General features: G+C 71.2%; 26 protein-coding genes. 13 read left to right on the top strand and 13 right to left on the bottom strand.

Annotation, left to right across the window (positions count from 1 at the left end):
• Nucleotides 1-69 precede the first annotated feature (69 nt).
• Nucleotides 70-861, bottom strand: coding sequence for a metal-dependent hydrolase (locus AC07F3_RS18145; protein WP_479115172.1), 792 nt, complete (start codon nucleotides 859-861; stop codon nucleotides 70-72).
• Between the two features lie 84 nt (nucleotides 862-945).
• Between AC07F3_RS18145 and AC07F3_RS18140 the strand changes: the two genes are divergently transcribed.
• From AC07F3_RS18140 to AC07F3_RS18130, 3 genes are read left to right on the top strand one after another with little or no spacing between them, the layout of a single operon-like run.
• Nucleotides 946-3519 carry a DEAD/DEAH box helicase gene (locus AC07F3_RS18140; RefSeq protein ID WP_479115170.1) on the top strand — a complete coding sequence of 858 codons (2574 nt, stop codon included), beginning with the start codon at nucleotides 946-948 and terminating at the stop codon, nucleotides 3517-3519.
• A gap of 33 nt (nucleotides 3520-3552) precedes the next feature.
• A complete protein-coding gene (locus AC07F3_RS18135) occupies nucleotides 3553-4434 on the top strand; it encodes an acyl-CoA thioesterase (RefSeq protein ID WP_479115168.1) in 882 nt (293 codons plus the stop codon).
• Between the two features lie 31 nt (nucleotides 4435-4465).
• Nucleotides 4466-4954, top strand: coding sequence for a glutathione peroxidase (locus tag AC07F3_RS18130; RefSeq protein WP_479115166.1), 489 nt, complete (start codon nucleotides 4466-4468; stop codon nucleotides 4952-4954).
• Nucleotides 4955-5019: 65 nt separating this feature from the next.
• Here AC07F3_RS18130 and AC07F3_RS18125 read toward each other — a convergent pair whose 3' ends face one another.
• On the bottom strand, nucleotides 5020-5247 hold the full coding sequence (locus AC07F3_RS18125) for a hypothetical protein (RefSeq protein WP_479115164.1): 228 nt from the start codon (nucleotides 5245-5247) through the stop codon (nucleotides 5020-5022).
• A gap of 118 nt (nucleotides 5248-5365) precedes the next feature.
• Between AC07F3_RS18125 and AC07F3_RS18120 the strand changes: the two genes are divergently transcribed.
• Nucleotides 5366-6118, top strand: coding sequence for a TetR/AcrR family transcriptional regulator (locus tag AC07F3_RS18120; protein ID WP_479115162.1), 753 nt, complete (start codon nucleotides 5366-5368; stop codon nucleotides 6116-6118).
• Here AC07F3_RS18120 and AC07F3_RS18115 read toward each other — a convergent pair.
• On the bottom strand, nucleotides 6115-7344 hold the full coding sequence (locus tag AC07F3_RS18115; RefSeq protein WP_479115160.1) for an acyl-CoA dehydrogenase family protein: 1230 nt from the start codon (nucleotides 7342-7344) through the stop codon (nucleotides 6115-6117). The two genes, AC07F3_RS18120 and AC07F3_RS18115, sit on opposite strands and share 4 nt — an antisense overlap.
• A 177-nt stretch (nucleotides 7345-7521) precedes the next feature.
• On the opposite strand from AC07F3_RS18115, the gene AC07F3_RS18110 reads away from it, so the two are divergent.
• A complete protein-coding gene (locus tag AC07F3_RS18110; protein ID WP_114035117.1) occupies nucleotides 7522-8175 on the top strand; it encodes a TetR/AcrR family transcriptional regulator in 654 nt (217 codons plus the stop codon).
• Between the two features lie 235 nt (nucleotides 8176-8410).
• On the opposite strand, the gene def is transcribed toward AC07F3_RS18110, so the two are convergent.
• Nucleotides 8411-8947 carry a peptide deformylase gene (def, locus tag AC07F3_RS18105; RefSeq protein ID WP_479115158.1) on the bottom strand — a complete coding sequence of 179 codons (537 nt, stop codon included), beginning with the start codon at nucleotides 8945-8947 and terminating at the stop codon, nucleotides 8411-8413.
• Nucleotides 8948-9064: 117 nt separating this feature from the next.
• Here def and AC07F3_RS18100 point away from each other — a divergent pair, with 117 nt between their 5' ends.
• From AC07F3_RS18100 to AC07F3_RS18075, 6 genes are all read left to right on the top strand, one after another.
• Entirely contained in the window at nucleotides 9065-10312 is a 1248-nt protein-coding gene (locus tag AC07F3_RS18100) for a MurT ligase domain-containing protein (RefSeq protein ID WP_479115156.1), read from the top strand.
• A 24-nt stretch (nucleotides 10313-10336) separates the two neighbouring features.
• Nucleotides 10337-11065 carry a type 1 glutamine amidotransferase gene (locus AC07F3_RS18095; protein ID WP_114035120.1) on the top strand — a complete coding sequence of 243 codons (729 nt, stop codon included), beginning with the start codon at nucleotides 10337-10339 and terminating at the stop codon, nucleotides 11063-11065.
• Nucleotides 11066-11263: 198 nt separating this feature from the next.
• Nucleotides 11264-12289 carry a 6-phosphofructokinase gene (locus AC07F3_RS18090; protein WP_479115154.1) on the top strand — a complete coding sequence of 342 codons (1026 nt, stop codon included), beginning with the start codon at nucleotides 11264-11266 and terminating at the stop codon, nucleotides 12287-12289.
• Nucleotides 12290-12424: 135 nt separating this feature from the next.
• Nucleotides 12425-13384 (top strand): cytochrome c oxidase assembly protein, encoded by a 960-nt coding sequence (locus AC07F3_RS18085; protein WP_479115152.1) that lies wholly within the window; start codon nucleotides 12425-12427, stop codon nucleotides 13382-13384.
• 63 nt (nucleotides 13385-13447) lie between these two features.
• On the top strand, nucleotides 13448-13612 hold the full coding sequence (locus tag AC07F3_RS18080) for a hypothetical protein (protein ID WP_479115150.1): 165 nt from the start codon (nucleotides 13448-13450) through the stop codon (nucleotides 13610-13612).
• A 123-nt stretch (nucleotides 13613-13735) separates the two neighbouring features.
• Complete coding sequence (locus AC07F3_RS18075) at nucleotides 13736-14437, top strand: lysophospholipid acyltransferase family protein (protein ID WP_479115851.1); 702 nt, start codon at nucleotides 13736-13738, stop codon at nucleotides 14435-14437.
• A 245-nt stretch (nucleotides 14438-14682) separates the two neighbouring features.
• On the opposite strand, the gene AC07F3_RS18070 is transcribed toward AC07F3_RS18075, so the two are convergent.
• From AC07F3_RS18070 to AC07F3_RS18030, 9 genes are all read right to left on the bottom strand, one after another.
• Nucleotides 14683-16206 (bottom strand): alpha/beta hydrolase, encoded by a 1524-nt coding sequence (locus tag AC07F3_RS18070; protein WP_479115850.1) that lies wholly within the window; start codon nucleotides 16204-16206, stop codon nucleotides 14683-14685.
• Between the two features lie 206 nt (nucleotides 16207-16412).
• Nucleotides 16413-17180 carry an urease accessory protein UreD gene (locus AC07F3_RS18065; RefSeq protein WP_479115148.1) on the bottom strand — a complete coding sequence of 256 codons (768 nt, stop codon included), beginning with the start codon at nucleotides 17178-17180 and terminating at the stop codon, nucleotides 16413-16415.
• Nucleotides 17168-17845: an urease accessory protein UreG gene (ureG, locus tag AC07F3_RS18060; protein ID WP_479115146.1), complete on the bottom strand. Its 678-nt coding sequence runs from the start codon at nucleotides 17843-17845 to the stop codon at nucleotides 17168-17170. The genes AC07F3_RS18065 and ureG overlap by 13 nt, the downstream gene beginning before the upstream one ends.
• 88 nt (nucleotides 17846-17933) lie before the next feature.
• Nucleotides 17934-18608: an urease accessory protein UreF gene (locus AC07F3_RS18055; protein ID WP_479115144.1), complete on the bottom strand. Its 675-nt coding sequence runs from the start codon at nucleotides 18606-18608 to the stop codon at nucleotides 17934-17936.
• 14 nt (nucleotides 18609-18622) lie between these two features.
• A complete protein-coding gene (locus AC07F3_RS18050) occupies nucleotides 18623-20344 on the bottom strand; it encodes an urease subunit alpha (RefSeq protein ID WP_479115142.1) in 1722 nt (573 codons plus the stop codon).
• Nucleotides 20337-20648 carry an urease subunit beta gene (locus AC07F3_RS18045; protein WP_479115140.1) on the bottom strand — a complete coding sequence of 104 codons (312 nt, stop codon included), beginning with the start codon at nucleotides 20646-20648 and terminating at the stop codon, nucleotides 20337-20339. Before AC07F3_RS18045 ends, AC07F3_RS18050 begins: the two co-directional genes overlap by 8 nt.
• Nucleotides 20649-20661: 13 nt before the next feature.
• The gene (locus tag AC07F3_RS18040; protein WP_114035303.1) at nucleotides 20662-20964 is read right to left on the bottom strand and encodes an urease subunit gamma; all 303 of its coding nucleotides are present in this window, start codon (nucleotides 20962-20964) and stop codon (nucleotides 20662-20664) included.
• A 299-nt stretch (nucleotides 20965-21263) separates the two neighbouring features.
• The gene (locus tag AC07F3_RS18035; RefSeq protein ID WP_479115138.1) at nucleotides 21264-21548 is read right to left on the bottom strand and encodes a type II toxin-antitoxin system Phd/YefM family antitoxin; all 285 of its coding nucleotides are present in this window, start codon (nucleotides 21546-21548) and stop codon (nucleotides 21264-21266) included.
• Nucleotides 21549-21699: 151 nt separating this feature from the next.
• The gene (locus AC07F3_RS18030) at nucleotides 21700-22395 is read right to left on the bottom strand and encodes a lysophospholipid acyltransferase family protein (RefSeq protein ID WP_479115136.1); all 696 of its coding nucleotides are present in this window, start codon (nucleotides 22393-22395) and stop codon (nucleotides 21700-21702) included.
• 250 nt (nucleotides 22396-22645) lie between these two features.
• Between AC07F3_RS18030 and AC07F3_RS18025 the strand changes: the two genes are divergently transcribed.
• A complete protein-coding gene (locus AC07F3_RS18025; protein WP_479115134.1) occupies nucleotides 22646-23278 on the top strand; it encodes an ATP-dependent Clp protease proteolytic subunit in 633 nt (210 codons plus the stop codon).
• A 6-nt stretch (nucleotides 23279-23284) separates the two neighbouring features.
• Nucleotides 23285-23593 carry a hypothetical protein gene (locus AC07F3_RS18020; RefSeq protein WP_479115132.1) on the top strand — a complete coding sequence of 103 codons (309 nt, stop codon included), beginning with the start codon at nucleotides 23285-23287 and terminating at the stop codon, nucleotides 23591-23593.
• Nucleotides 23594-23792 lie beyond the last annotated feature (199 nt).

The raw sequence follows: 23792 nt of genomic DNA, 5'->3' as shown, positions 1-23792 counted from the left end.
CGCCCCTCCCAGCATCCGGGGCCCCGGACCTCAGGCTCGGCGCCCCTCGCCGGAGGCGGAGGAGGGGCGTCAGATGAAGTTCAGTGCGCCCGCCGCGCCCACGCCGCCAAGGACCATGAACGCCGGCATCAGGACCTTCAGCTCGACCCAGCTGCCGGCCCGGAAGCGCATGCCCTTCGGCGGGCCGAGCGGGTGCCAGCGCTTGCGGCCGAGCGGGATCGGCCACAGGATCGGGCAGCCCGAGACGGTCAGGGCGTCGCCGATGTCGTGGACGAGGGCGCCCAGAATGATCGGCAGGCCGAGCCAAAGGTACTCCTGGCCGGGGCCGCTGAAGAGCCAGTCCGAGCCGTTGCCCGGCTTGTCGAGGACGCCCGCCAGGATCCACGCGCTGGTCGCGCCGAGCGCCCACACCAGGACGTCGCTGGAGACCCGGGCGGCCCGCCACAGCAGGCCTTCCACCGCGAGGACCAGGTGCACGAAGAGGATCGCGAGCACCGCCCAGCGCCCGCCGAACAGAGCCGCAGCGGAGGCGCCCGCGCCTATGAGGACGGCCCACAGCCAGGTGTGGGTCAGGGTGCGGTGGCCGCCGTTGCGGCGCGGGTCGCCGGGACCCCGGGTCGCCTTGTACACGGCGTGCGACAGTTCGTCGACGAGGCCGCACAGGCCCCGGGACACCGGCCCGAAGGCGCGCGAGATGGTCGCCGACTTGTGGTCGAGGTCGGGCGCGAGGGCCGCGCCCGCCGTGATCAGGGCGCCCACGACGAGCACCGGCCACGGCATCGGGTGATCGGCCGCGGCCGCCGCCGCACCCACCCCGAGCCAGGCCGCGGCCCCCGACAGTGAGTGCGCAGGTCCCATCATGACGGTGCCCCGCCCCATTTCTCTTGTTCCGTCGCTCAGTTGACGGCCCGTCCGCAGCCGGGCCGAGCTGGCAGCCTACCCGCGATGATCTTCGTGCCGACGGCCGGTTCCCGCTTCCGGCTCCGCGCCAGGCAAGATGGGGGCGTGACCCTTATCGATCAGCTGCCGCCGAGTGCCGACCCCGATGCCCTTTTCGAGGCCTTCTCCACCTGGGCCGAGGACCAGGGCATCACTCTGTACCCGGCCCAGGAGGAGGCGCTGATCGAGGTCGTGTCGGGGGCGAACGTCATCCTGTCCACCCCGACCGGCTCGGGCAAGAGCCTGGTGGCGGCGGGTGCGCACTTCGCGGCGCTCGCCCGGGACGAGGTCACCTTCTACACCGCGCCGATCAAGGCGCTGGTCTCGGAGAAGTTCTTCGACCTGTGCAAGCTGTTCGGCACCGAGAACGTCGGCATGCTGACCGGCGACGCCTCCGTCAACGCCGACGCGCCCGTCATCTGCTGCACCGCCGAGGTGCTCGCCTCCATCGCGCTGCGCGACGGCAAGCACGCCGACATCGGCCAGGTCGTGATGGACGAGTTCCACTTCTACGCCGAGGCCGACCGCGGCTGGGCGTGGCAGATCCCGATCCTGGAGCTCCCCCAGGCCCAGTTCATCCTCATGTCGGCCACGCTCGGCGACGTCTCGATGTTCGAGAAGGACCTGACGCGCCGCACCGGCCGCGAGACCGCCGTGGTCCGCTCGGCCACCCGGCCCGTGCCGCTCTCGTACGAGTACGTCACCACGCCCATCACCGAGACACTGACCGAGCTGCTCGAAACCCGGCAGTCGCCGGTCTACATCGTGCACTTCACGCAGGCGCAGGCGGTCGAGCGCGCGCAGTCGCTCATGTCGATCAACATGTGTACGCGCGAGGAGAAGGACAAGATCGCCGACCTGATCGGCAACTTCCGCTTCACCACCAAGTTCGGCCAGAACCTCTCCCGCTACGTCCGCCACGGCATCGGCGTGCACCACGCGGGGATGCTGCCCAAGTACCGCCGCCTGGTCGAGAAGCTGGCGCAGGCGGGCCTGCTGAAGGTCATCTGCGGCACCGACACCCTGGGCGTCGGCGTCAACGTGCCCATCCGCACCGTGCTGTTCACCGCCCTGACGAAGTACGACGGCAATCGCGTGCGCACCCTGCGTGCCCGCGAGTTCCACCAGATCGCGGGCCGGGCCGGGCGGGCCGGGTTCGACACCGCCGGGTTCGTGGTGGCGCAGGCGCCCGAGCACGTCATCGAGAACGAGAAGGCGCTCGCGAAGGCGGGCGACGACCCGAAGAAGCGCCGCAAGGTGGTCCGCAAGAAGGCTCCCGAGGGCTTCGTGGCCTGGTCGGACACCACCTTCGAGAAGCTGATCGGCTCCGAGCCGGAGCCGCTGACCTCGCGCTTCAGGGTCACCAACATCATGCTGCTCTCGGTGATCGCCCGGCCGGGCAACGCCTTCGAGGCGATGCGGCACCTCCTGGAGGACAACCACGAGCCGCGCAAGGCGCAGCTGCGCCACATCCGCCGGGCCATCGCGATCTACCGCTCGCTGCTCGACGGCGGCGTGGTGGAACAGCTGGACACCCCCGACGCCGAGGGCCGCACGATCCGGCTCACCGTCGACCTCCAGCAGGACTTCGCGCTGAACCAGCCGCTGTCGACGTTCGCCCTCGCCGCCTTCGACCTCCTGGACCCGGAGTCGCCGTCGTACGCGCTCGACATGGTCTCGGTGGTTGAGTCGACCCTGGACGACCCGCGCCAGATCCTCGCCGCGATGCAGAACAAGGCCCGCGGCGAGGCCGTCGGGCAGATGAAGGCGGACGGCGTCGAGTACGAGGAGCGCATGGAGCGGCTCCAGGACATCTCGTACCCGAAGCCGCTGGAAGAGCTGCTGTGGCACGCGTACAACGTCTACAAGAAGTCGCACCCGTGGGTCGGCGACCACCCGGTCTCGCCGAAGTCCGTGATCCGCGACATGTACGAACGGGCGCTCACCTTCACGGAGTTCACCTCCTGGTACGAGCTGGCGCGCACCGAGGGCATCGTGCTCCGCTACCTGGCGAGCGCGTACAAGGCGCTCGACCACACCATCCCGGACGACCTCAAGACCGAGGACCTGGAGGACCTGATCGCCTGGCTGGGCGAGATGGTGCGCCAGGTCGACTCCTCCCTCCTCGACGAGTGGGAGCAGCTCGCCAACCCCGAGGTGCAGACCGCCGAGGAGGCGCAGGAGAAGGCCGACGAGGTCAAGCCGGTCACCGCGAACGCCCGCGCGTTCCGGGTGCTGGTCCGCAACGCGATGTTCCGCCGGGTGGAGCTGGCCGCCCTGGACAACGTCGACGCGCTGGGCGAGCTGGACGCGGAGTCCGGCTGGGACGCGGACGCGTGGGGCGAGGCGATGGACAAGTACTGGGACGAGTACGACGACCTGGGCACCGGCCCCGACGCGCGCGGCCCGAAGCTGCTCGCCATCGAGGAGGACGCGGCGCACGGCCTGTGGCGCGTCCGCCAGACGTTCGCCGACCCCAACGGCGACCATGGCTGGGGCATCAGCGCGGAGGTCGATCTGGCGGCCTCCGACGAAGAGGGCCGCGCGGTGGTGCGCGTCACCGACGTCGGCGAGCTCTGAACCCGCCACCCACTCCGAGAGGACCGCGACGACATGACCAACCCGGCGGAGAGACTCGTCGATCTGCTCGACCTGGAGCAGATCGAGGTCAACATCTTCCGCGGCCGCAGCCCCGAGGAGTCCCTCCAGCGGGTCTTCGGCGGCCAGGTCGCGGGCCAGGCCCTGGTCGCGGCCGGGCGCACCACGGACGGCGAGCGCCCGGTGCACTCGCTGCACGCCTACTTCCTGCGGCCGGGCCGCCCGGGCCTGCCGATCGTCTACCAGGTGGAGCGGGTCCGCGACGGGCGTTCCTTCACCACCCGGCGGGTCACCGCGGTGCAGCAGGGCCGCACGATCTTCAACCTCACCGCGTCCTTCCACCGCCCGGAGCCCGGCAGCATCGAGCACCAGCTGCCGCCGCGCCTCGACTTCCCCGAGCCGGAGTCGCTGCCGACGGTCAGCGACGAGATCCGCGAACACCTGGGGGCGCTGCCGGAGGCGCTGGAGCGGATGGCGCGCCGCCAGCCGTTCGACATCCGGTACGTGGACCGGCTGCGCTGGACGCCCGAGGAGATCAAGGACGCGGACCCGCGCAGCGCGGTGTGGATGCGAGCGGTCGGCCCGCTGGGCGACGATCCGCTGGTGCACACCTGCGCGCTGACCTACGCGAGCGACATGACGCTCCTGGACGCGGTGCGCATCCCGGTCGAGCCGCTGTGGGGGCCGCGCGGCTTCGACATGGCCTCGCTCGACCACGCGATGTGGTTCCACCGCCCGTTCCGCGCCGACGAGTGGTTCCTGTACGACCAGGAGTCCCCGGTCTCGACGGGCGGCCGGGGCCTCGCCCGCGGCCGGATCTACAACCGCGCGGGCGAACTGCTGGTGTCGGTGGTCCAGGAGGGTCTCTTCCGCCCACTGACCACCACCGGCGAATAATCAACTCACCTTTTTCCAGAAGGAGTTACCGATGAGCCTGTACGACATCCCGCTGCGCACCCTGACCGGCGAGCCGACCTCGCTCGCCGACTACGAGGGCCGGGCGGTGCTCCTGGTGAACGTGGCGTCCAAGTGCGGTCTGACCCCGCAGTACGCCGGACTGGAGCGGCTCCAGAAGGAGTACGGCGACCGCGGCCTGACCGTGCTCGGCGTGCCGTGCAACCAGTTCGGCGGCCAGGAGCCCGGCACCGCCGAGGAGATCGGCACGTTCTGCTCGGCGACGTACGGCGTCACCTTCCCGCTCCTGGAGAAGACCGACGTGAACGGCGAGGGCCGCCACCCGCTGTACGCGGAGCTGACGAAGACCGCGGACGCCGACGGCGAGGCCGGGGACATCCAGTGGAACTTCGAGAAGTTCCTGCTCACCCCGCAGGGCGAGGTGGCCGCGCGCATCCGCCCGCGCACCGAGCCGGAGGCCCCCGAGGTCGTGGCGCTCATCGAGGCGAACCTGCCTGCCTGACCGGCTCCGCCGCGCGAGGCGCTCCCCCTCCTGGCGAGGGCGGGGCGCCTCGCGCGCGTCCGCGGTCAGCCCCGCTCGCGGCGGCCCAGCGCCTTCGCGCGGGTATGGGCGTGCCCGCCGACCAGGGCGCCGGTCGCCGCCAGCGCCAGGTGGGCCGTGAGCTGCGCCGGGAAGCCGCCCGGGACCCAGCCGAGGAATCCGGTGTCGTCGTGGTGCACCAGGATCCGGATGGCGCCCTGGACGAAGACGACCATCAGCGCCGCCCCCACGATCTGCAACACGTCGTACTTCATGCGCCTTCACCCGCTCCGTTCCGCTCGGCCAGTGATACGAACGTATCAGCGCCAGCGCTCTGAATAATGGGGCTGAGGAGCCTTACGTCACACTAATTTCACACCTATAGTCGGTGGGGTGCGTGACGAAAAGGAAGGCCGCTGCGGGCTGTGCGGGACCGCCATCGGTGCGGGAGGGCGCGGCAGGCCGGCCGTCTACTGTTCGCGGAGCTGCCAGGCCAGGGCGTACCGCGCCCGCAAGCGGCCGCCGCTGCCGGAGCCCGAACCGCGCGAGCCCGAGGAGCGGGAGGGGCGGCGCCGGGAGATCGCCGGGGCGGTGTGGCGCATCGCGGCCGGGCGGGGGCTGCACGAGGCGAGCATGCGGGAGATCGCGGCGGAGGCGGGCGTCTCGCTGCGCTCGGTCCAGTACCACTTCGGGAGCAAGCACCAACTCCTCGTGGGCGCACTGCGGTTGCTGCACGCGGACAACGAGCGGCGGGCCCGCGAGCGGATCGACTACGACCCGGGCGACCCGCGCGCACTGCTCGGCGCGATCCTCCAGGAGTTCCTGCCGCTCGACGAGGAGCGCCGCCTCGCGCTGCGGGTCCTGGCGGCGTACTACGCGCGCAGCCTCACCGACCCCGCCCTGGCGGCGGTGTTCCTGAGCGCCGAGCATCCGCTGGAGGACCTGGTCGCGGGGATCATCCGGCAGGCGCAGGACGCGGGCGACTGCCGGCCCGGCCTCGACGCGGGGCACGAGGCCGATCTCCTGGTGTCGGGGGCCGTGGGGCTCGGCGGCGACATGCTGCACGGACGGCGCGGGGCGGCCGAGGTGGCGGCCACCCTGGGCTACCACCTCGACCGGATCTTCCAGCCGCGCACCGAGCGCTAGCGGATCGGCATCCCCGACAGGGTGCGGGCGATGACCAGGCGCTGGATCTCGCTCGTCCCTTCAAAAATCGTGTAAATAGCCGCGTCCCGGTGCATGCGCTCCACCGGGTACTCGCGGGTGTACCCGTTGCCGCCGAGGATCTGGATCGCCTGGGCGGTGACCTTCTTCGCGGTCTCGCTCGCGTACAGCTTGGACATCGAGCCCTCGGCCGACTCGAACTTCTTGCCCGTGGTCGCCATCCAGGACGCGCGCCACACCAGCAGGCGCGCCGCGTCGATCTGGGTGCGCATGTCGGCGAGCTGGAAGGCGACGCCCTGGTTGTCGATGATCGGGCGGCCGAACTGCTCACGGGTCTTGGCGTATTCGAGGGCGTAGTCGTACGCGGCCCGCGCGGTGCCGACCGCCATGGCGCCGACGGCCGGGCGGGAGGCCTCGAAGGTGGCCATGGCCGCGTTCTTCAGACGCTCGCCACCGCCCGCCTTCGCCTTCTCGCGGGCCCGGGCGAGACGCTCGTCGAGCTTCTCCTTGCCGCCGAGCAGACAGTGCCCGGGGACCCGCACGTCCTCCAGCACGACCTCGGCGGTGTGCGAGGCGCGGATGCCGTGCTTCTTGAACTTCTGCCCCTGGGTGAGGCCCGGGGTGCCCGGCGGCACGATGAAGGAGGCGTGGCCCTTGGATCCGAGTTCTGGGTCCACGACCGCGACGACGACGTGCACGTTGGCGATGCCGCCGTTGGTCGCCCAGGTCTTGGTGCCGTTCAGGACCCACTCGTCCTTGGCCGCGTCGTACACCGCCCGGGTGCGCATGGAGGCGACGTCGGAACCCGCGTCCGGCTCGGAGGAGCAGAAGGCGGCGACCTTGACGTCGGTCACGTCGCCGTACATCTGGGGAATCCAGGTCCCGATCTGCTCCTCGGTACCGTTGGCCAGGACGCCGACGGCGGCGAGGCCGGTGCCGACGATCGAGAGCGCGATGCCCGCGTCGCCCCAGAACAGCTCCTCCATCGCCACCGGGATGCCGAGACCGGTCGGGTCGAAGAACTGCTGCGCATAGAAGTCGAGGGAGTAGATTCCGACCTTGGCGGCCTCCTGGATCACCGGCCAGGGGGTCTCCTCGCGCTCGTCCCACTCGGCGGCCGCGGGGCGGATCACATCCTTGGCGAAGCCGTGCAGCCAGTCCTGGACCTGCTTCTGGTCGTCGCTGAGATCCATCGTGAACTCGGCCATGTCCCCTCCACCACTCCATGCGTTACTTGCGGTAACCGCAGTCTGTTACCGACGGGTAGCCGATGTCAACCGACCACCGGCCGACCAGCACCACGGACGGGTGGAGTGTTACGTTGCGCAAGGCTTCCGAGCGAGGGAACCCACGGAAGAACGCGGTACGGGCGGGGAGAAGAACCCATGGAGACCACAGAGCAGGCCGAGCAGCAGCGCACGGCGGCCGAGCGCCGGCGGCGCGAACTGCTGGAGGCGGCGGACCGGGTGGTGCTCCGGGACGGCCCGAAGGCCTCGATGAACGCGATCGCGGCGGAGGCGGGCATCACCAAGCCCATCCTCTACCGGCACTTCGGCGACAAGGGCGGCCTCTACCGCGCCCTCGCCAAGCGCCACACCGACGCCCTGCTCTCCGCGCTGCGGGCCGCGCTCGACGCGCCCGCCGAGCGCCGCGAGCGGGTCGAAGCGACCCTGGAGACCTATCTGGCCGCGATCGAGGCGCGGCCGCAGGTGTACCGGTTCCTGATGCACCCCGCCGAGGACACCCCGGCGCCCGAGTCCGAGCAGGGCTTCGACGTGGGCCGGCACTCCGCGCCGCTGCTGCGGCGGATGGGCGAGGACCTGGGAGTGGTCATCGCCGAGCGGATCGACCTCGGCCCCGGCAGCGAGGTGCTCGCCCGGGTCTGGGGGCACGGGATCGTCGGCATGATGCACGCGGCGGGCGACTGGTGGCTGGGTGAACGCCCCTGCTCCCGCGCCGAGTTGGTGCAGGCACTGGCCGACCTGCTGTGGGGCCGGCTGGCCGCCGCGGGCGACCGGGTGGGCGGCCCGGGCTTCTGAGCCCCAGCCCCTTCCCGCAGCGCCACGCGCGGCTCCGCCGCGTGGCCTCCGGGGGCGGGCCGACCTGCTCGATGCGGGTCGGCATGGGCCCTGCCAGGGGCGCGGGGAACCGCGCGCCCAGCCCACGATGACCCGCAGTCGGCCTACCGCTCCCCTGGCAGCGTCGAAGCCGACGAACACCGACAGCTTCAGCCCGTCCGGCAGGTGAGGGGGTCTGGGGCGGAGCCCCAGGGCCTCAGCTCCAGGGGGCCTTGCGGATAGCACGCTGCAAGCGGGCCCGGTGGCGGCCCGTGACCCGGTCCGCGTACACCACCCCCTCCAAGTGGTCGCACTCGTGCTGCAGGCACCTCGCGAAGAACCCGGTGCCCTCGATCCGGACCGGCGCGCCCGAGAGGTCCACCCCCTCCACCACCGCACGGTCGAAGCGCAAGGTCGGCGCTTCGAGACCGGGCAGCGAGAGGCAGCCCTCGGGGCCGCGCACCTCGACCCCGTCCGCCTCCACCAGACGGGGGTTGACGACGTACCCCAGGTGCCGCACGTCCTCGTCGTCGGGGCAGTCGTACACGAACACCCGTCGCGCGACGCCGATCTGGTTGGCCGCCAGGCCGACGCCGTCGGCCGCGTACATCGTGGCGAACATGTCCTCGACGAGGCGGCGCAGCTCGGGACCGAAATCGGTGACGGGTTCGCACGGGGCGTGGAGCAGCCGGTCACCGAGGAGACTCATCTCTCGTACGGAGCCGGAACTGCCGGGAATGGGGCGGTGGCGCATGGGCGCAAGGGTACGTTCCGGCGGCCGGAGGCCGTTTCGGATGGTGGCGCGGTTCGGGGCGCTGACCGGATCTCGATAGGCTGACACCCGACCCAGGCGCAAGGAGGATCAAGGACGATGTCAGGACACGTTGGAGGTGCCGGGCCCCTGTCACCGCGAGCCAAGCTGGCGGTGACCGCGGGCAAGGCCGCCGCGGCGGTGTCGCGCGCGGCGGGGCGGGGCAGTGGATCGGTGATCGGCGGGCGCGTCGCGCTCAAGCTCGACCCCGATCTGCTCGGGCGGCTCGCCACTCATCTGGACGTCGTCCTGGTGTCGGCGACGAACGGCAAGACGACCACGACCCGGCTGATCGCCGAGGCACTGCGGGCCAGCGGCCCGGTGGTGTCCAACGCGCTCGGCGCCAACATGCCCGCGGGCATCACGTCGGCGCTGGCGGGCGGTTCGGACGCCAAGTACGGCGTGATCGAGGTCGACGAGAAGTATCTGGCGGGAGTCGCGCGCGATGTGACGCCGAAGGCGATCGCTCTCCTCAACCTCTCCCGCGACCAGCTCGACCGGGCCGCCGAGACGCGCATGCTCGCCGAGAAGTGGCGCGAGGGCCTGTCGGGTTCGAAGGCCGTGGTGATCGCCAACGCGGACGACCCGCTGGTCGTGTGGGCCGCGTCCTCCTCCCCCAACGTGGTGTGGGTGGCGGCCGGTCAGGAGTGGAAGGACGACGCCTGGTCGTGCCCCGCCTGCGGCGGTGTGATGCAGCGGCCCGGCGACGACTGGTTCTGCGGCGAGTGCGGTTTCCGCCGCCCGGCGCCGAGTTGGGTCCTCAACGGCGACTACGTCCTGGACCCGCACGGGTCGGCCTGGCCGATCCACCTCCAGCTGCCCGGCCGCGCCAACAAGGCGAACGCCGCCACCTCGGCCGCGGTCGCCGCGGTGTTCGGGGTGCCGCCGCAGGTCGCCCTGGAGCGCATGTACCAGGTGCAGGCGGTCGCGGGCCGCTACGACGTCGTGAACTTCCAGGGGCGTGAGCTGCGGCTGCTGCTCGCGAAGAACCCGGCGGGCTGGCTCGAAACGTTTTCCCTCATCGACCCGCCGCCCACGCCGGTCGTCCTGTCCGTCAACGCGCGCGGCGCGGACGGCACGGACACCTCCTGGCTGTGGGACGTCGACTACACCCGGCTCGCCGGCCACCCGATCTTCGTGATCGGCGACCGCAAGCTGGACCTGGCCGTGCGCCTGGAGGTCGCGAACCTGGACTTCCGGGTCTGCGAGAGCCTGGAGGAGTGCACGCAGCTGGCGCCGCCCGGACGGATCGAGCTGATCGCCAACTACACCGCGTTCCAGGACGTCCGGCGCGTCGTCGGCAACTGACCCAGTAAGGAGCAAGCAAGCGACATGGCAGACAACAGCCTGCGCCTCGTGTGGGTCTACCCCGACCTGCTGAGCACCTACGGCGACCAGGGCAACGCCCTGGTCGTGGAGCGCCGGGCCCGCCAGCGCGGCCTGGACGTGCACCGGCTCGACGTCCGCAGCGACCAGCCGATCCCGACCTCCGGTGACATCTACCTCATCGGCGGCGGCGAGGACCGGCCGCAGCGGCTGGCGGCCGAGCGGCTGCGCCGCGACACCGGGCTGAGCCGCGCCGCCTCCAACGGCGCGATCATCTTCTCGGTCTGCGCCGGGTACCAGATCCTGGGCCACGAGTTCATCAACGACCTCGGCGAGCGCGAGCCGGGCCTCGGTCTGCTCGACGTGGTCTCGACGCGCGGCGAGGGCGAGCGCTGCGTCGGCGACGTGCTCGGCGACATCGACGAGCGGCTCGGCCTGCCCCAGCTGACCGGCTTCGAGAACCACCAGGGCGTCACCCACCTCGGGCCCACCGCCCGCCCGTTCGCGCGGGTGCGCCTGGGCAAGGGCAACGGCACGGGCGACGGCACCGAGGGCGCGTACAACGACACGGTGTTCGGCACGTACATGCACGGCCCGGTGCTCGCGCGCAATCCGCAGATCGCGGACATGCTCCTGAAGCTGGCCCTCGACGTGAACGCGCTGCCGCCGACCGACGACCGCTGGTACGAGGCGCTGCGCGCGGAGCGCATCGCGTCGGCGACGCAGCCCGCCTAGGCGCGAAAGCGACATCGGGCGACACGGCGGACGCCCCGGACAACTCGGTCCGGCTGCTGGACGGTTCGTACGTTCGTACCACGTCCATCAGTCGGACCTCCGATTCGGCCCCCGTCCCCCTGCGCCGGTAGGGTGACGGGGATCCAACCGGACGACGTGGTCCGGTCGTCGGCCCACGTTGCAAAGGTTCTCCGGGCAATGCGAATTGGTGTGCTCACCTCCGGCGGCGACTGCCCCGGCCTCAACGCCGTCATCCGATCCGTCGTGCACCGCGCGGTGGTCGACCACGGCGACGAGGTCATCGGCTTCCACGACGGCTGGAAGGGCCTGCTCGAAGCCGACTACCGCAAGCTCGACCTCGACGCGGTCGGCGGCATCCTGGCCCGTGGCGGCACCATCCTCGGATCCTCCCGCGTCCAGCCCGCGCACCTGCGCGACGGTGTCGAGCGCGCCAAGGGGCACGTCGCCGAGCTCGGCCTCGACGCGATCATCCCGATCGGCGGCGAGGGCACCCTGAAGGCCGCGACCCTGCTGTCCGAGGCGGGCCTGCCCATCGTCGGCGTGCCCAAGACGATCGACAACGACATCGCCTCGACCGATGTCACCTTCGGCTTCGACACCGCCGTGGGCGTGGCGACCGAGGCCCTCGACCGGCTGAAGACCACCGCCGAATCGCACCAGCGGGTGCTGATCGTCGAGGTCATGGGCCGCCACACCGGCTGGATCGCCCTGCACTCGGGCATGGCCGCCGGCGCGCACGCCATCGTCGTGCCCGAGCGCCCCTTCGACATCGACGAGCTCACCGAGCTCGTGGGCCGTCGTTTCTCCGCGGGCAAGAAGTTCGCGATCGTCGTCGTCGCCGAGGGCGCCAAGCCGCGCGAGGGCTCGATGCGGTTCGACGTGGGCGGCACCGACGTCTACGGCCACGAGCGCTTCGCGGGCGTCGCGCGCCAGCTCTCCATCGAGCTGGAGCAGCGCCTCAACAAGGAGGCCCGGCCGGTCATCCTCGGTCACGTCCAGCGCGGCGGCACGCCCACCGCGTACGACCGGGTGCTCGCCACCCGCTTCGGCTGGCACGCGGTGGAGGCCGCCCACCGCGGCGAGTTCGGGATGCTGACCGCGCTGCGCGGCACCGACATCGTCATGGTCCCCCTCGCCGAGGCGACGGCCACCCTGAAGACCGTCCCGGCCGAGCGGTACGCCGAAGCGGAGTGCGTCCTCTAGTCTCCGCCCGCGCGCGGACCGTCTCCGTCCGCTTCCGGATTGTTTTGTACGCAAGGAACCGCCCCCGGCCGCACCACCGGCCGGGGGCGGTTCTAGTCTGGTGCGGGACAACCGGTACGAATCAGGAGTCAGCGGATGGATCACAGCGGGCACGGCATGGACATGAACATGGATCTGCCGCCGTTCACGCTGGCTCGGGGGCTCGCCTGGTCGGCGGACTCCTTCTTCCTCATCGGCTGCCTCCTCGGGCTCGCCCTGTACGCCTGGGGCGTGGTCCGGCTCAGGCGGCGCGGTGACAGCTGGCCCGTCAGCCGGATGATCTTCTGGACCGTGGGCGTCCTGACCATCGCGTTCGTCATGTGCACCAAGCTCAACGACTACGGCATGGTCATGTTCAGCGTGCACATGGTGCAGCACATGGTGATCAGCATGCTGTCACCCATCCTGCTGCTGCTCGGCGCCCCGGTAACGCTCGCGCTGCGCGCGCTGCCGGTGAGCGCGACGCGCGGCCGCAAGGGCCCGCGCGAGCTGCTCCTGATGCTGCTGCACAGCCGGTACATGAAGATCATCACGCACCCGGCGTTCACCATCCCGCTCTTCATCGCGAGCCTGTACGGGCTCTATTTCACGCCGATCTTCGACTTCCTGATGGAGACCAAGACCGGGCACATCGCGATGATGGTCCACTTCCTCGCGGTCGGTCTGGTCTTCTTCTGGCCCATCATGGGCGTGGACCCGGGACCGCACCGGCCCGGCTATGTGATGAGGATGCTGGAGCTCTTCGCGGGCATGCCCTTCCACGCCTTCTTCGGCATCGCCCTGATGATGGCCTCCGAGCCCATGATCGGCACGTACAAGAACCCGCCCGCCTCGCTCGGCATCGACGCGCTCACCGACCAGCAGGCCGGCGGCGGCATCGCCTGGGCGTTCAGCGAGATCCCCTCCGTGCTCGTGCTGATCGCGCTGGTCTTCCAGTGGTACGCCACCGAGAAGCGGCACGCACGCCGCACCGACCGGGCCGCCGAGCGCGACGGCGACAAGGAGCTTCAGGCCTACAACGCCTATCTCGCCTCCCTGAACACGCGCGGGCAGTAGCGCCGGGGCCCCTCGCGGGGAGACCATGGACCTCACGGCACCCGCCGGGAGGAAGGGGACGCGATGCCCCGTTCGACGAAGTCGATGTTGGTGCTCACCCTCGTGATGCTGGTCCTGATCACCGCGTACACGGTGGCGCTCGGCAGCAGTGGCTGGCTGTGGTTCGGCTGGGTGGTGCTCGGCCTCACCGCGATCGGGACGGCCGCGGCCTCCTCGCGCAGCACCTGAGCCTCGCCGCGCGCTCGGCCGAGCCCGACGGTGGTCGTCCGGGCGGTCGCCGTCGCGGGTGGTTACAGGTGCGGGGGCCTCCCCCTACACTGGCCACCCTTCCGCATGGTGAGGAGCTCGCGGGTGCTCTACTACATCCTCAAATACGCAGTCCTGGGGCCCCTGTTGAGACTGCTGTTCCGGCCGAGGCTGGAGGGGTTGGAGCACATTCCGGACGAGGGTGCGGCGATCGTCGCGGGCAACCACCTCTCCTTCTCCGACCACTTCCTGATGCCGGTGATGCTGAAGCGGCGCATCACCTTCCTGGCCAAGCAGGAGTACTTCACCGGGCCCGGCATCAAGGGCCGGCTGACCGCCGCCTTCTTCCGCGCCATCGGGCAGATCCCGGTGGACCGGTCCGGCAAGGAGGCGGGCCGGGCCGCGATCCGCGAAGGGCTCGGTGTGCTCGCCAAGGGCGAACTGCTGGGCATCTACCCGGAGGGCACCCGCTCGCACGACGGCAAGCTGTACAAGGGCAAGGTCGGCGTCGCGGTGATGGCCATCCGGGGCGGCGTCCCGGTGATCCCGTGCGCGATGGTGGGCACCTTCGAGATCCAGCCGCCCGGCCAGGTCGTCCCGAAGATCAAGCGGGTGGCGATCCGCTTCGGGGAGCCGCTCGACTTCTCCCGCTACGAGGGGATGGAGGGCGAGAAGGCCGTCCTGCGGGCGGTCACCGACGAGATCATGTACAAGGTCATGGAGCTGTCGGGCCAGGAGTACGTGGACCGGTACGCGGCCGATGTGAAGGCGGAGGAGTCGCGGAGGTTCCGGGGCATCATGAGCTGATCGGCCGGGTTCCCCGGACGGCTCGGCCCTGGGCTGATCCGCGCAGGGCGAAACGGCCTGGCCGCCGTGAGCGGCGCGGACGTAGCGTCCCCCGCATGACCAAGGGAACCGCGTTCGTCATCGGAGCAACGGGACAGATCGGGCGGGTCGCCGTGCGCGCGCTCGCCGAGGACACCTGGCTGGCCGGGCGCGCCTAGCGCGGAGGGGCGGCCGGAGAACTCCGGCCGCCCCTCCTCAACTGGTCTTTACGGCACGGGAGTCGCGTGCGGGGTGCACGTGAAGTCCGCGCTGTCGGTCTTGCCGGCGAGCAGGTAGTTCTCGACCCGCGAGTTGATGCACGGGTTGACGAGACCGGTCACACCGTGCGAACCGGCACCCTTCTCGATGATGAGGCGCGAGTTCTTGAAGGCCTTGTGCAGCTCGACGGCGCCGTGGAACGGGGTGGCGGCGTCATTGGTGGACTGCACGATCAGGACCTGCGGGAGACCCTTGCCGGTCTTGACCTCGATGGGGTTCTGCTGCTTGGTGTGCCAGGTGGCGCACGGCAGGTTCATCCACGCGTTGGACCAGGTCAGGAACGGGTAGTCCTTGTTCAGACGGGTGTTGTCGCGGTCCCACTTGCGCCAGCTGGTGGGCCACTTGGCGTCCGCGCACTCGACGGCCGTGTAGACCGCGTTGCCGTTCTCCGAGGCGATGTTGCCCGCGATGTCCGACATGTCGGGGGCGGTGGCCGCGATGACCGGCTTGCTGTCGCCCGCGGCGTAGGCGCTGAGCGCCTTCGCGACCGGCACCCAGTACGAGTCGTAGTACGGCGCCTTCTGGAAGTAGCCGAGCAGCTCGGACGGGCCGACCTGACCGCCCAGCGGGCTCTTCTTGGCGTCGGCGCGCAGCTTCAGCCACTGGGCCTCGACCTGCGCACGCGTGGTGCCGAGGTGGAACTTGGCGTCGTACTTGGTGACCCAGTCCTCCCACTCGTTCCAGCGGGCCTGGAAGGCGACGTCCTGCTCCAGGTTGGCCTGGTACCAGATGTTGTCCTGGTCCGGGTTGACCACGCTGTCCACGATCATGCGGCGGACGTGCGAGGGGAAGAGCGTGCCGTAGACCGCGCCCAGGTAGGTGCCGTAGGAGACGCCCAGGTAGTTGAGCTTCTTCTCACCGAGGGCGGCACGGATGACGTCCATGTCGCGGGCGGCGTTCGGGGTGGTCATGTACGGCAGCATCCAGCCGCTGCGCTCGGCACAGCCGTCCGCGTACTCGGCGGCGAGCTTGCGCTGGGCGCGCTTGTCGGCCTCGGAGTCCGGGACCGGGTCGGCCTTCGGCGCCTTGGCGTACTCCTGCGGGTCGACACAGGAGATCGGCGTCGAGTGCCCCACACCGCGCGGGTCGAAGCCCACGAAGTCGTACGCCTTGGAGGTGTTGGTCCACAGCGGGTTCTTGGTGGTCACCCGGGTGGGGAAACGCATGCCGGAGGCGCCGGGGCCGCCCGGGTTGTAGACGAGGGCACCCTGGCGCTCGGCCTTGGTGCCGGTGCTGGCGATGCGGTCGACGGCGAGCTTGATCTGCTTGCCGTTCGGCCGGGCGTAGTCGAGCGGGACGCTGACGTAACCGCACTGGATGGGCTTGGCGATCGCCCAGTCGGCGGGGCAGTCCGTCCATGCGATGCCCTGCTTGGCCGCCCGGTCCGCGGCGACCTGCGCGCCACGCGCCTCGGACCAACCGTGGTCGCGGTTGTCGGCGTTGGCGACCGGAGCCGCTATCGCGCCCACCATCAGCGTGCCCGCGATCAGTGTGCCGGCCGAGCCGAGCACTGCGGTGCGTCTCAAGTGGTACCTCCCCCTGCTGAAGTGCGCTGGCAGTCGCAGCGCGCCGTTTGGACCTGTCGGGGGATCCTTTCGTCTGTGAGCCCACTGTGCACAGGCCGTACAGGTGTTTTTTTACCGAACCGATAGCCGGTGCGTGGTGTTCCGCTGAGCGGTCAGCGTGTCGCGAGGTGCGTCCGCAGGACGTCGTCGAGCGTCCGGCGCAGCAGCCGGGCGTCCTCGGCGACCGCTGTGACGAGGAGGCCGGGACCGGCGAGCGGGGTGAGCACGGCGAGCTCGCCGAGCACCCTGGGCTCCGCGGGCCGGTCGGCGAACTCCGGCCCGACGAGCAGCAGTTGGCCCGCCGCTCGATGCCCGCCGAGCACCGCTCCCCCGTCCCAGCCGCCGGGCGCGCCGGGCCCGTACGCCAGCTCCTGGTCGAGCAGCGAGCGGCCCGCGCGGTGCACGGTGAGGCGGGTGGTGAGGGTGCCGGTCTCCTCGCCGTGGCGGCCGAGCACCTGCTCCTCGCGGAACACGAGACGGGCCCCGGCGGCGAGGTCGATCCTGGTGCGCATCCTGAGGTCGCTGCCGCGCGCCGAGATGAGCTGCTCGGGAAGCCAGCGCAGCTCGGCGCCCTCGCCGACGGTCAGGCGTACGTCGTAGTGCGCCCGCTCGCCGTCGCGGCCGGGCAGCGCGATGGTGGCGGCGGAGGAGTCGACGGCGAGCCGCGCCCCCGGGCGCACCTCCGCCTCGACGGCGATCCGGTCGCCGCCGAGCGGTGCGCTCATCGCCCCCACCACGGTGACCCGGTGGTAGGGACCGCGGGCCCGGGTGCGGCGCAGCGCGAGCGGGCCCTGACCCTCCAGGACGGGCAGGCCTTCGGGGGTGGCGACGATGCGGGCGGTGGCGCGCAGGCCGGGCGCGCCGAGGGTCAGGCCGTCCATGCCGCGAGCTGCTCCCGGACCCATGCCGCGACCTCGGACACGCCTTCCTCGGACCTCAACGACTGGAAGACGACGGGGAGTTCGGCCCGCTGCTCCTTGGCGTCGCTCGCCATCCTGGCGAGGTCCGAGCCAACGTAGGGGGCGAGGTCGGTCTTGTTCACGACGAGCAGGTCGGCGGTGGTGACGCCGGGGCCGCCCTTGCGCGGGATGTCGTCTCCGCCCGCCACGTCGATGACGAAGATCTGGGCGTCGACGAGCCCCTTGGAGAAGGTGGCGGTGAGGTTGTCGCCGCCGGACTCGACGAGGATCAGGTCGAGCGGCCCGACCGCGTCCTCCAGGTCCTCGACGGCTTCGAGGTTGGCGGAGATGTCGTCGCGGATCGCGGTGTGCGGGCAGGCCCCGGTCTCCACGGCCTGGATCCGCTCGGGCGGCAGCACGGCGTTGCGCAGCAGGAACGCGGCGTCCTCGCGGGTGTAGATGTCGTTGGTGACGACGGCGATGGACAGCTGGTCGCGCAGCGCGCGGCAGAGCGCGGCCACGGTGGCGGTCTTCCCGGACCCGACGGGTCCCCCGAGCCCGATGCGCAGGGCCCGGCGGGTGCCGTCGGGGCGGTGGGCGTCCGCGCTGATCGCGGCGGGGCCTTCGTGGGAGTGGTCGAGGTGCATGGGGGCTCCAGGGGGAGATTGAGGACGAACGCCCTTGAGGCGCGACGGGGTCTGAGTGCGGCGGAGCCCCCGGCGAGGAGGCCCGCGCCTAGGACGCGAACAGCCGCACCGGCCAAGCCGCATGGGCTTCCGCCATGATGTCGAGCAGCGGCGCCGACGCGGCGGGCAGCGCGTCGAGTCCTTCGACGACGGCCTCCGCCGCGGCGACGGCGGCCCGCCGCGCCACCGCGTCGAGCTCCGGCGCGAGCCGGGCCAGCACGGCCGTCGCGTCGAACGGGTCGAGGCTCAGCAGCCGTACCGCCGCCGTGGCCGGGCCGCTCACCACCTCGTACGCGACGCAGTGCGCCGCGTCCTCGGGCCCGAGCCCCGCCGCGCGGGCGGCGAGGCCGAGTACGACCGGCTGGTGGACGCCGCGCGGGCGGGCGGCGGCCAGCGCGTCGAGTTCGGCGGACGGCCAGGTGGCCCGGGCCGCCCGCATCATCTGGCGGCCGAGCTTGCGGGCGGTGGCCCGCAGGGCCGGGGACGGGGTGCGGGCGTCGGCGGCCTCGTCCAGGGCCAGCGGGTCGAGGCCCGCGGCCGCCGCCGCGGCCAGCGCGGCGGCGGTGAGGCCCGCGGTGTGCAGCCGGCCACGGCAGAACTCCGCGAGGTCGGCGGCATGGCGGATGCGTCCCGCCTTGACGGCCGGTTCGGCGCCGCCCGAATGGGCGTGGCCACCGGCGGGGAAACGGCCGTCGGCAAGGACGAGCAGGGCTGCGCGGCTCATGTGTTAACGGCCCGTCAGAAGAGGAAGTAGCGCTGGGCCATGGGAAGTTCGGCGGCCGGCGCCGGTTGCACCACGTCGCCGTCGATGCTCACCGTGAACGTGTCCGGGTCGACCCGGACGTCCGGCATCGCGTCGTTCTCGCGCATGTCCGCCTTGCTCACCCGGCGGGTGTTCTTGATGGCCACGAACCGCTTGTCCAGGCCGAGCCGCCCGGGCAGGTCGTCCTCCAGCGCGGCCTGGGAGACGAAGTTCAGGGAGTTGGCGGCGGGCGCCCTGCCCTGCGCGCCGAACATGGGGCGCGGCAGGATCGGCTGCGGGGTGGGGATCGAGGCGTTGGCGTCGCCCATCTGCGCGTACGCGATCTGGCCGCCCTTGATGACCAGCTGCGGCTTGACGCCGAAGAACGCGGGCTCCCACAGCACCAGGTCGGCGAGCTTGCCCGGCTCCACGGAGCCGATCTCGTGGTCGAGGCCCTGGGCCACCGCCGGGTTGATCGTGTACTTGGCGACATAGCGCCGCACGCGGTGGTTGTCGGCCGAGCCGTCGCCCGGCAGCGCGCCCCGCCGGACCTTCATGACGTGCGCGGTCTGCCAGGTCCGCAGCACGACCTCACCGATGCGGCCCATCGCCTGGGAGTCGGAGGAGATGATGGAGATGGCGCCGAGGTCGTGCAGGAAGTCCTCGGCCGCGATGGTGGAGGGCCGGATCCGGGACTCGGCGAACGCCAGGTCCTCCGGGACGGCCGGGTTGAGGTGGTGACACACCATCAGCATGTCGAGGTGTTCCTCGATGGTGTTGAGGGTGTGCGGGCGGGTCGGGTTGGTGGAGCTGGGCAGCACGTTGGGCTGCGAGACCACGGTGATGATGTCGGGCGCGTGCCCGCCCCCGGCGCCTTCGGTGTGGTACGCGTGGATCGAACGGCCCGCGATGGCGGCGAGGGTGTCGCCGACGAAGCCCGCCTCGTTCAACGTGTCGGTGTGGATGGCGAGTTGGGCCCCGGTCTCGTCGCACACGCTCAGGCACGCGTCGATCACGGCAGGGGTGGCGCCCCAGTCCTCGTGGATCTTGAACCCGAGGGCTCCGCCGCGCAGCTGCGAGTGCATGGCCTCGCGCGACATGGTGTTGCCCTTGCCGAGCAGTCCGATGTTGACGGGCGCGTTCTCCAGCGCGGCGAACATCCGGGCCAGGTGCCAGGGGCCGGGCGTGATGGTGGTGGCCTTGGTGCCCTCGGCCGGCCCGGTGCCGCCGCCGACCAGGGTGGTGATGCCCGAGGAGAGCGCCTGGTCGATGAGGGTGGGCGAGATGAAGTGGACGTGGGTGTCGACGGCCCCCGCGGTGAGGATCTTCCCGTTGCCCGCGATGATCTCGGTCTCGGGGCCGATGACGAGGTCGGGGTGGACGCCGTCCATGGTGTCGGGGTTGCCGGCCTTGCCGATGCCGGTGATCCGGCCGTCGCGGATGCCGACGTCGGCCTTGACCACGCCCCAGTGGTCGATGATGACGGCTCCGGTGACAACGGTGTCGGGCGCGCCTTCGGCTCGGGTGGTCCGCGCCTGGCCCATGGACTCGCGGATCACCTTGCCGCCGCCGAACACCGCCTCGTCACCGGCGCGTCCGGGTCCGCCCGAGCGGTCCTCCTCGATCTCGACCAGCAGGTCGGTGTCGGCGAGGCGAATGCGGTCGCCGGTGGTGGGTCCGAACAGGTCGGCGTAGCCGGCACGGTCGAGGTCAGTCATCGAGGAAGCCTCCGGTCTCGCCACGCAGACCCGGCACGATGCGCCGTCCGGCCAGGGGTACGAGTTCTACGTCGACGGGAATGCCGGGCTCGAAGCGGACCGCGGTGCCCGCGGCGATGTTGAGCCGCTTGCCCCGGGCAACCGTTCGGTCGAAGTCGAGGCCGGGGTTGGCCTCGGCGAAGTGGTAGTGGGAGCCGACCTGGACGGGCCGGTCGGCGGCGTTGAGGACGGTCAGCCGCACGGTCGGGCGGCCCTCGTTGAGCACGATGGGGTCCTCGGCGAAGAGGATCTCTCCGGGAATCACGGCCGGGCCCCCGTCAGACGATCGGCTGGTGGACGGTGACGAGCTTGGTGCCGTCGGGGAAGGTCGCCTCGACCTGGACGTCGTGGATCATCTCGGGGATGCCCGGCATGACGTCGTCCCGGGCGAGCAGCTTCCGCCCGGACGCCATGAGTTCGGCGACGGTCCGGCCGTCCCGGGCGCCTTCGAGGATGTGCGAGGTGATGAGCGCGACGGACTCGGGGTGGTTGAGCTTCACCCCGCGGGCCCTGCGCTTCTCGGCCACATCGGCGGCTACATGGATGAGCAGGCGTTCCTGCTCGTGCGGCGTCAGTTGCACGCTTCCCACCTCACAGTCGTGCCCTTCCGTCCACGGACAGGCATGGACGGACCCAGCTGGCGTCGAGGGCGGAGACCGGCGGGACAGCGCGTGCTCCGCCCGAACGCAGCGGAACCGTATCCGACTTCAACATCCTGTTGAGCCGCATCTCCGGGCCCCAAGGCCAGGCATTGCACGTTAGAGCGGAAGTTTTTCCAGCGCGTTAACTGACGCTTTAGGAACACGTGATGATCAAGGACGGATCACACCGGGTCAGATCCGTGCAGAGGGCACCTTTGCCTAGACCGGGCCGCGGGCCGTCAGTCGCCGATGCGGGGACCGCGGTGTTCGGCGGCGATCCCGAAGCGCCGGGACTCCGCGGGAGCGGTCGGCGTGACGGGGTGCACGGTCGAGAGGGAACGCGCCGCCCGCTCCTCGTCCACCTCCTGCCCGGCCTCGAGTTTCTCCAGGTCGGCGGCGGAGACCAGGGCGACGAGCGGCTTGCCGTGGCGCGTCACCACGACCCGCTCACCGCCGTACACCACACGGTTGATCAGCTCCGCGAGCTCTGCGCGGGCTTGCGTCACCGGAATCTCGTAGGCCATGCATCCCAGCTTAGACGCCGCCCACCCGCCGCGTGAGCCCCCTGTGAGACGGCGACAGCGCAGGTCAGCGGCGTGCGAAGGGGCCGCCCCGCACGAGGGGCCCCGGCCGGTGCGGCCGGGGCCCACTCCATCACAACGGACCGGTGCGGGGTCAGGCGGCGGCCGCGCCCACCTCCCGGGCCGCCCGGGCCTCCGCCGCGTACACGTCCACGTACTCCTGCTCCGACAGCTTCCGCACCGCGTACATGATCTCGTCCGTCACGGCCCGCAGCACCAGGCGCTGGTGCTCCATCCCGGCGTAGCGCGAGAAGTCCAGGGGCTCACCGAAGCGGATGGTGATCGGCACGCGGCGCGGCAGCCTGCGTCCCTTCGGCTGCGCCTCGAACGTCCCGATCATGGCGACCGGGACCACCGGGGCGCCGGACCGCAACGCCATCGCCGCCACGCCGACCTTGCCCTTGTACAGGCGCCCGTCGTGGGACCGCGTCCCCTCGGGGAAGACCCCCAACACCCCTCCTTCGCCGAGGACTTGGAGCGCGGTGTCGAGCGCGGCCCGCGCCGCGTCCTTGCCGGAGCGGTCGACCGGGATCTGCCCGAGCGCCCGGAAGAACGCCGCGGTCGCGCGGCCCTTCAGGCCCGGCGCGGTGAAGTACTCCTGCTTGGCCAGGAAGGTGAGGCGGCGCCTGAGCGTCACGCCCAGCAGGAACTGATCGGTGAACGACTGGTGATTCCCCGCGAGGATCACCGCCCCTGTCCCGGGCACCCGCCCGGCGCCCTCGACGCGCGGGCGGAACACCCAGCGCAGCAGCGGCACCAGCACCACAAGACGGAACGCGAAATAGAACACTTCAGTGAGCCCTCTCCCCAGGTGACCCCCGTGCCGGGGACGCTAGCCACCCGCGCGGATCACCGGGAGAGCGCCTATTGAGCCAGGACCCAGGGCTCCTCGACGGCCGAAACGGTCCGCTCGCTCCCAGCGAAACACCCTCCGACCTGCCGCTTCTCGCGGATCTTCAGCGTCGCCGTATCCAGCGGACTGTACGTCCTGTACGTTTTTTACAGAGGCTCTGAGGCCTCCGGTCGAGGAGAGGTATGTCATGAACCACCACCGCCCCGCCGCCCGTCATGTGGTGCCCGAGTTCGAGGAGCGCACCGCCTCCGGCGTCCGCACGCTCGATCCGTACTCCAAGCTCTTCGAGGAGCGGATCGTCTTTCTCGGCACCCCGGTCGACGACGCCGCGGCCAACGACGTCATGGCCCAGTTCATGCACCTGGAGCACGCGGACCCGGACCGGGACATCTGCCTGTACATCAACTCCCCCGGCGGCTCGCTCACCGCGATGACCGCGATCCACGACACGATGCGGTTCGTCACCTGCGAGGTGCAGACGTTCTGCCTGGGGCAGGTGAGCTCGGTGGCCGCGGTGCTGCTCGCGGCCGGCACCCCCGGCAAGCGCGTCGTGCAGCCCGGCTCCCGGGTGCTCCTCAAGCAGCCGGCCGTCGAGGAGGCGGTGCGGGGCCGGCCCTCCGATCTGGAGATCCAGGCGGCCGAAGTCCTGCGCGGCCGGGCGCTGTTGACCGGGCTCCTGGCCCGGTACACCGGGAAGACCGCGGAGCGGGTGGCCGCCGACATCGAGCGCGACCTGGTCTTCGACGCCGCGGGCGCGGTGGCCTACGGGCTCGCCGATCACGTCCTGGAGAGCCGCAAGACGTCGCCGCGCGGGAGGTGAACCGCCGTGCTGCCACCGGAGCTTCCGCCGCTGCCCGCGCTCACGCGCGCCGAGGCCGGGTTCATCGACTCCTACCTAGAAGTGGTCGACCTGCTGGGCCGGATCAATCCCGCCCACGGCCATGACACCTACACCGCCCTGCGGGCCGCTCAGGCCCTGGTCGGCCGGGCGGCAGCGGTCAGGGACGCCCTCACCCTGATGCACCTGCGCGGGGAGACGCGGGTGCACGGCGAGACGCTGACGCGGGCCCTGCGCGTCCTGGACGGCGAGCGGCGCACGGGACGGCTCACGGTGCCGCCGGGGACCTCGACTTGAGGGTGCCGGGCACCGCGAGGGAGGCCCGACGCGCTCACGGGGCCGGTGAAACGGACCAGACGGGGTACCCCCGTTCGGCCCACCGGCGGCTCCTTTCCCTGGCCCTTATGAGCCGCTTACGGGCGGTGGACAATCTGCGGAATCGATCCTTCCGTTGCTGGTACGAGGCTCGTCAGCCCCGTTTGGAGGTATGTCGAAC

The sequence above is a fragment of the Streptomyces sp. NPDC045846 genome (assembly GCF_056431605.1).
Note: the sequence above shows the minus strand (reverse complement) of the source record. Positions and strands in the feature narration are given on the sequence as shown.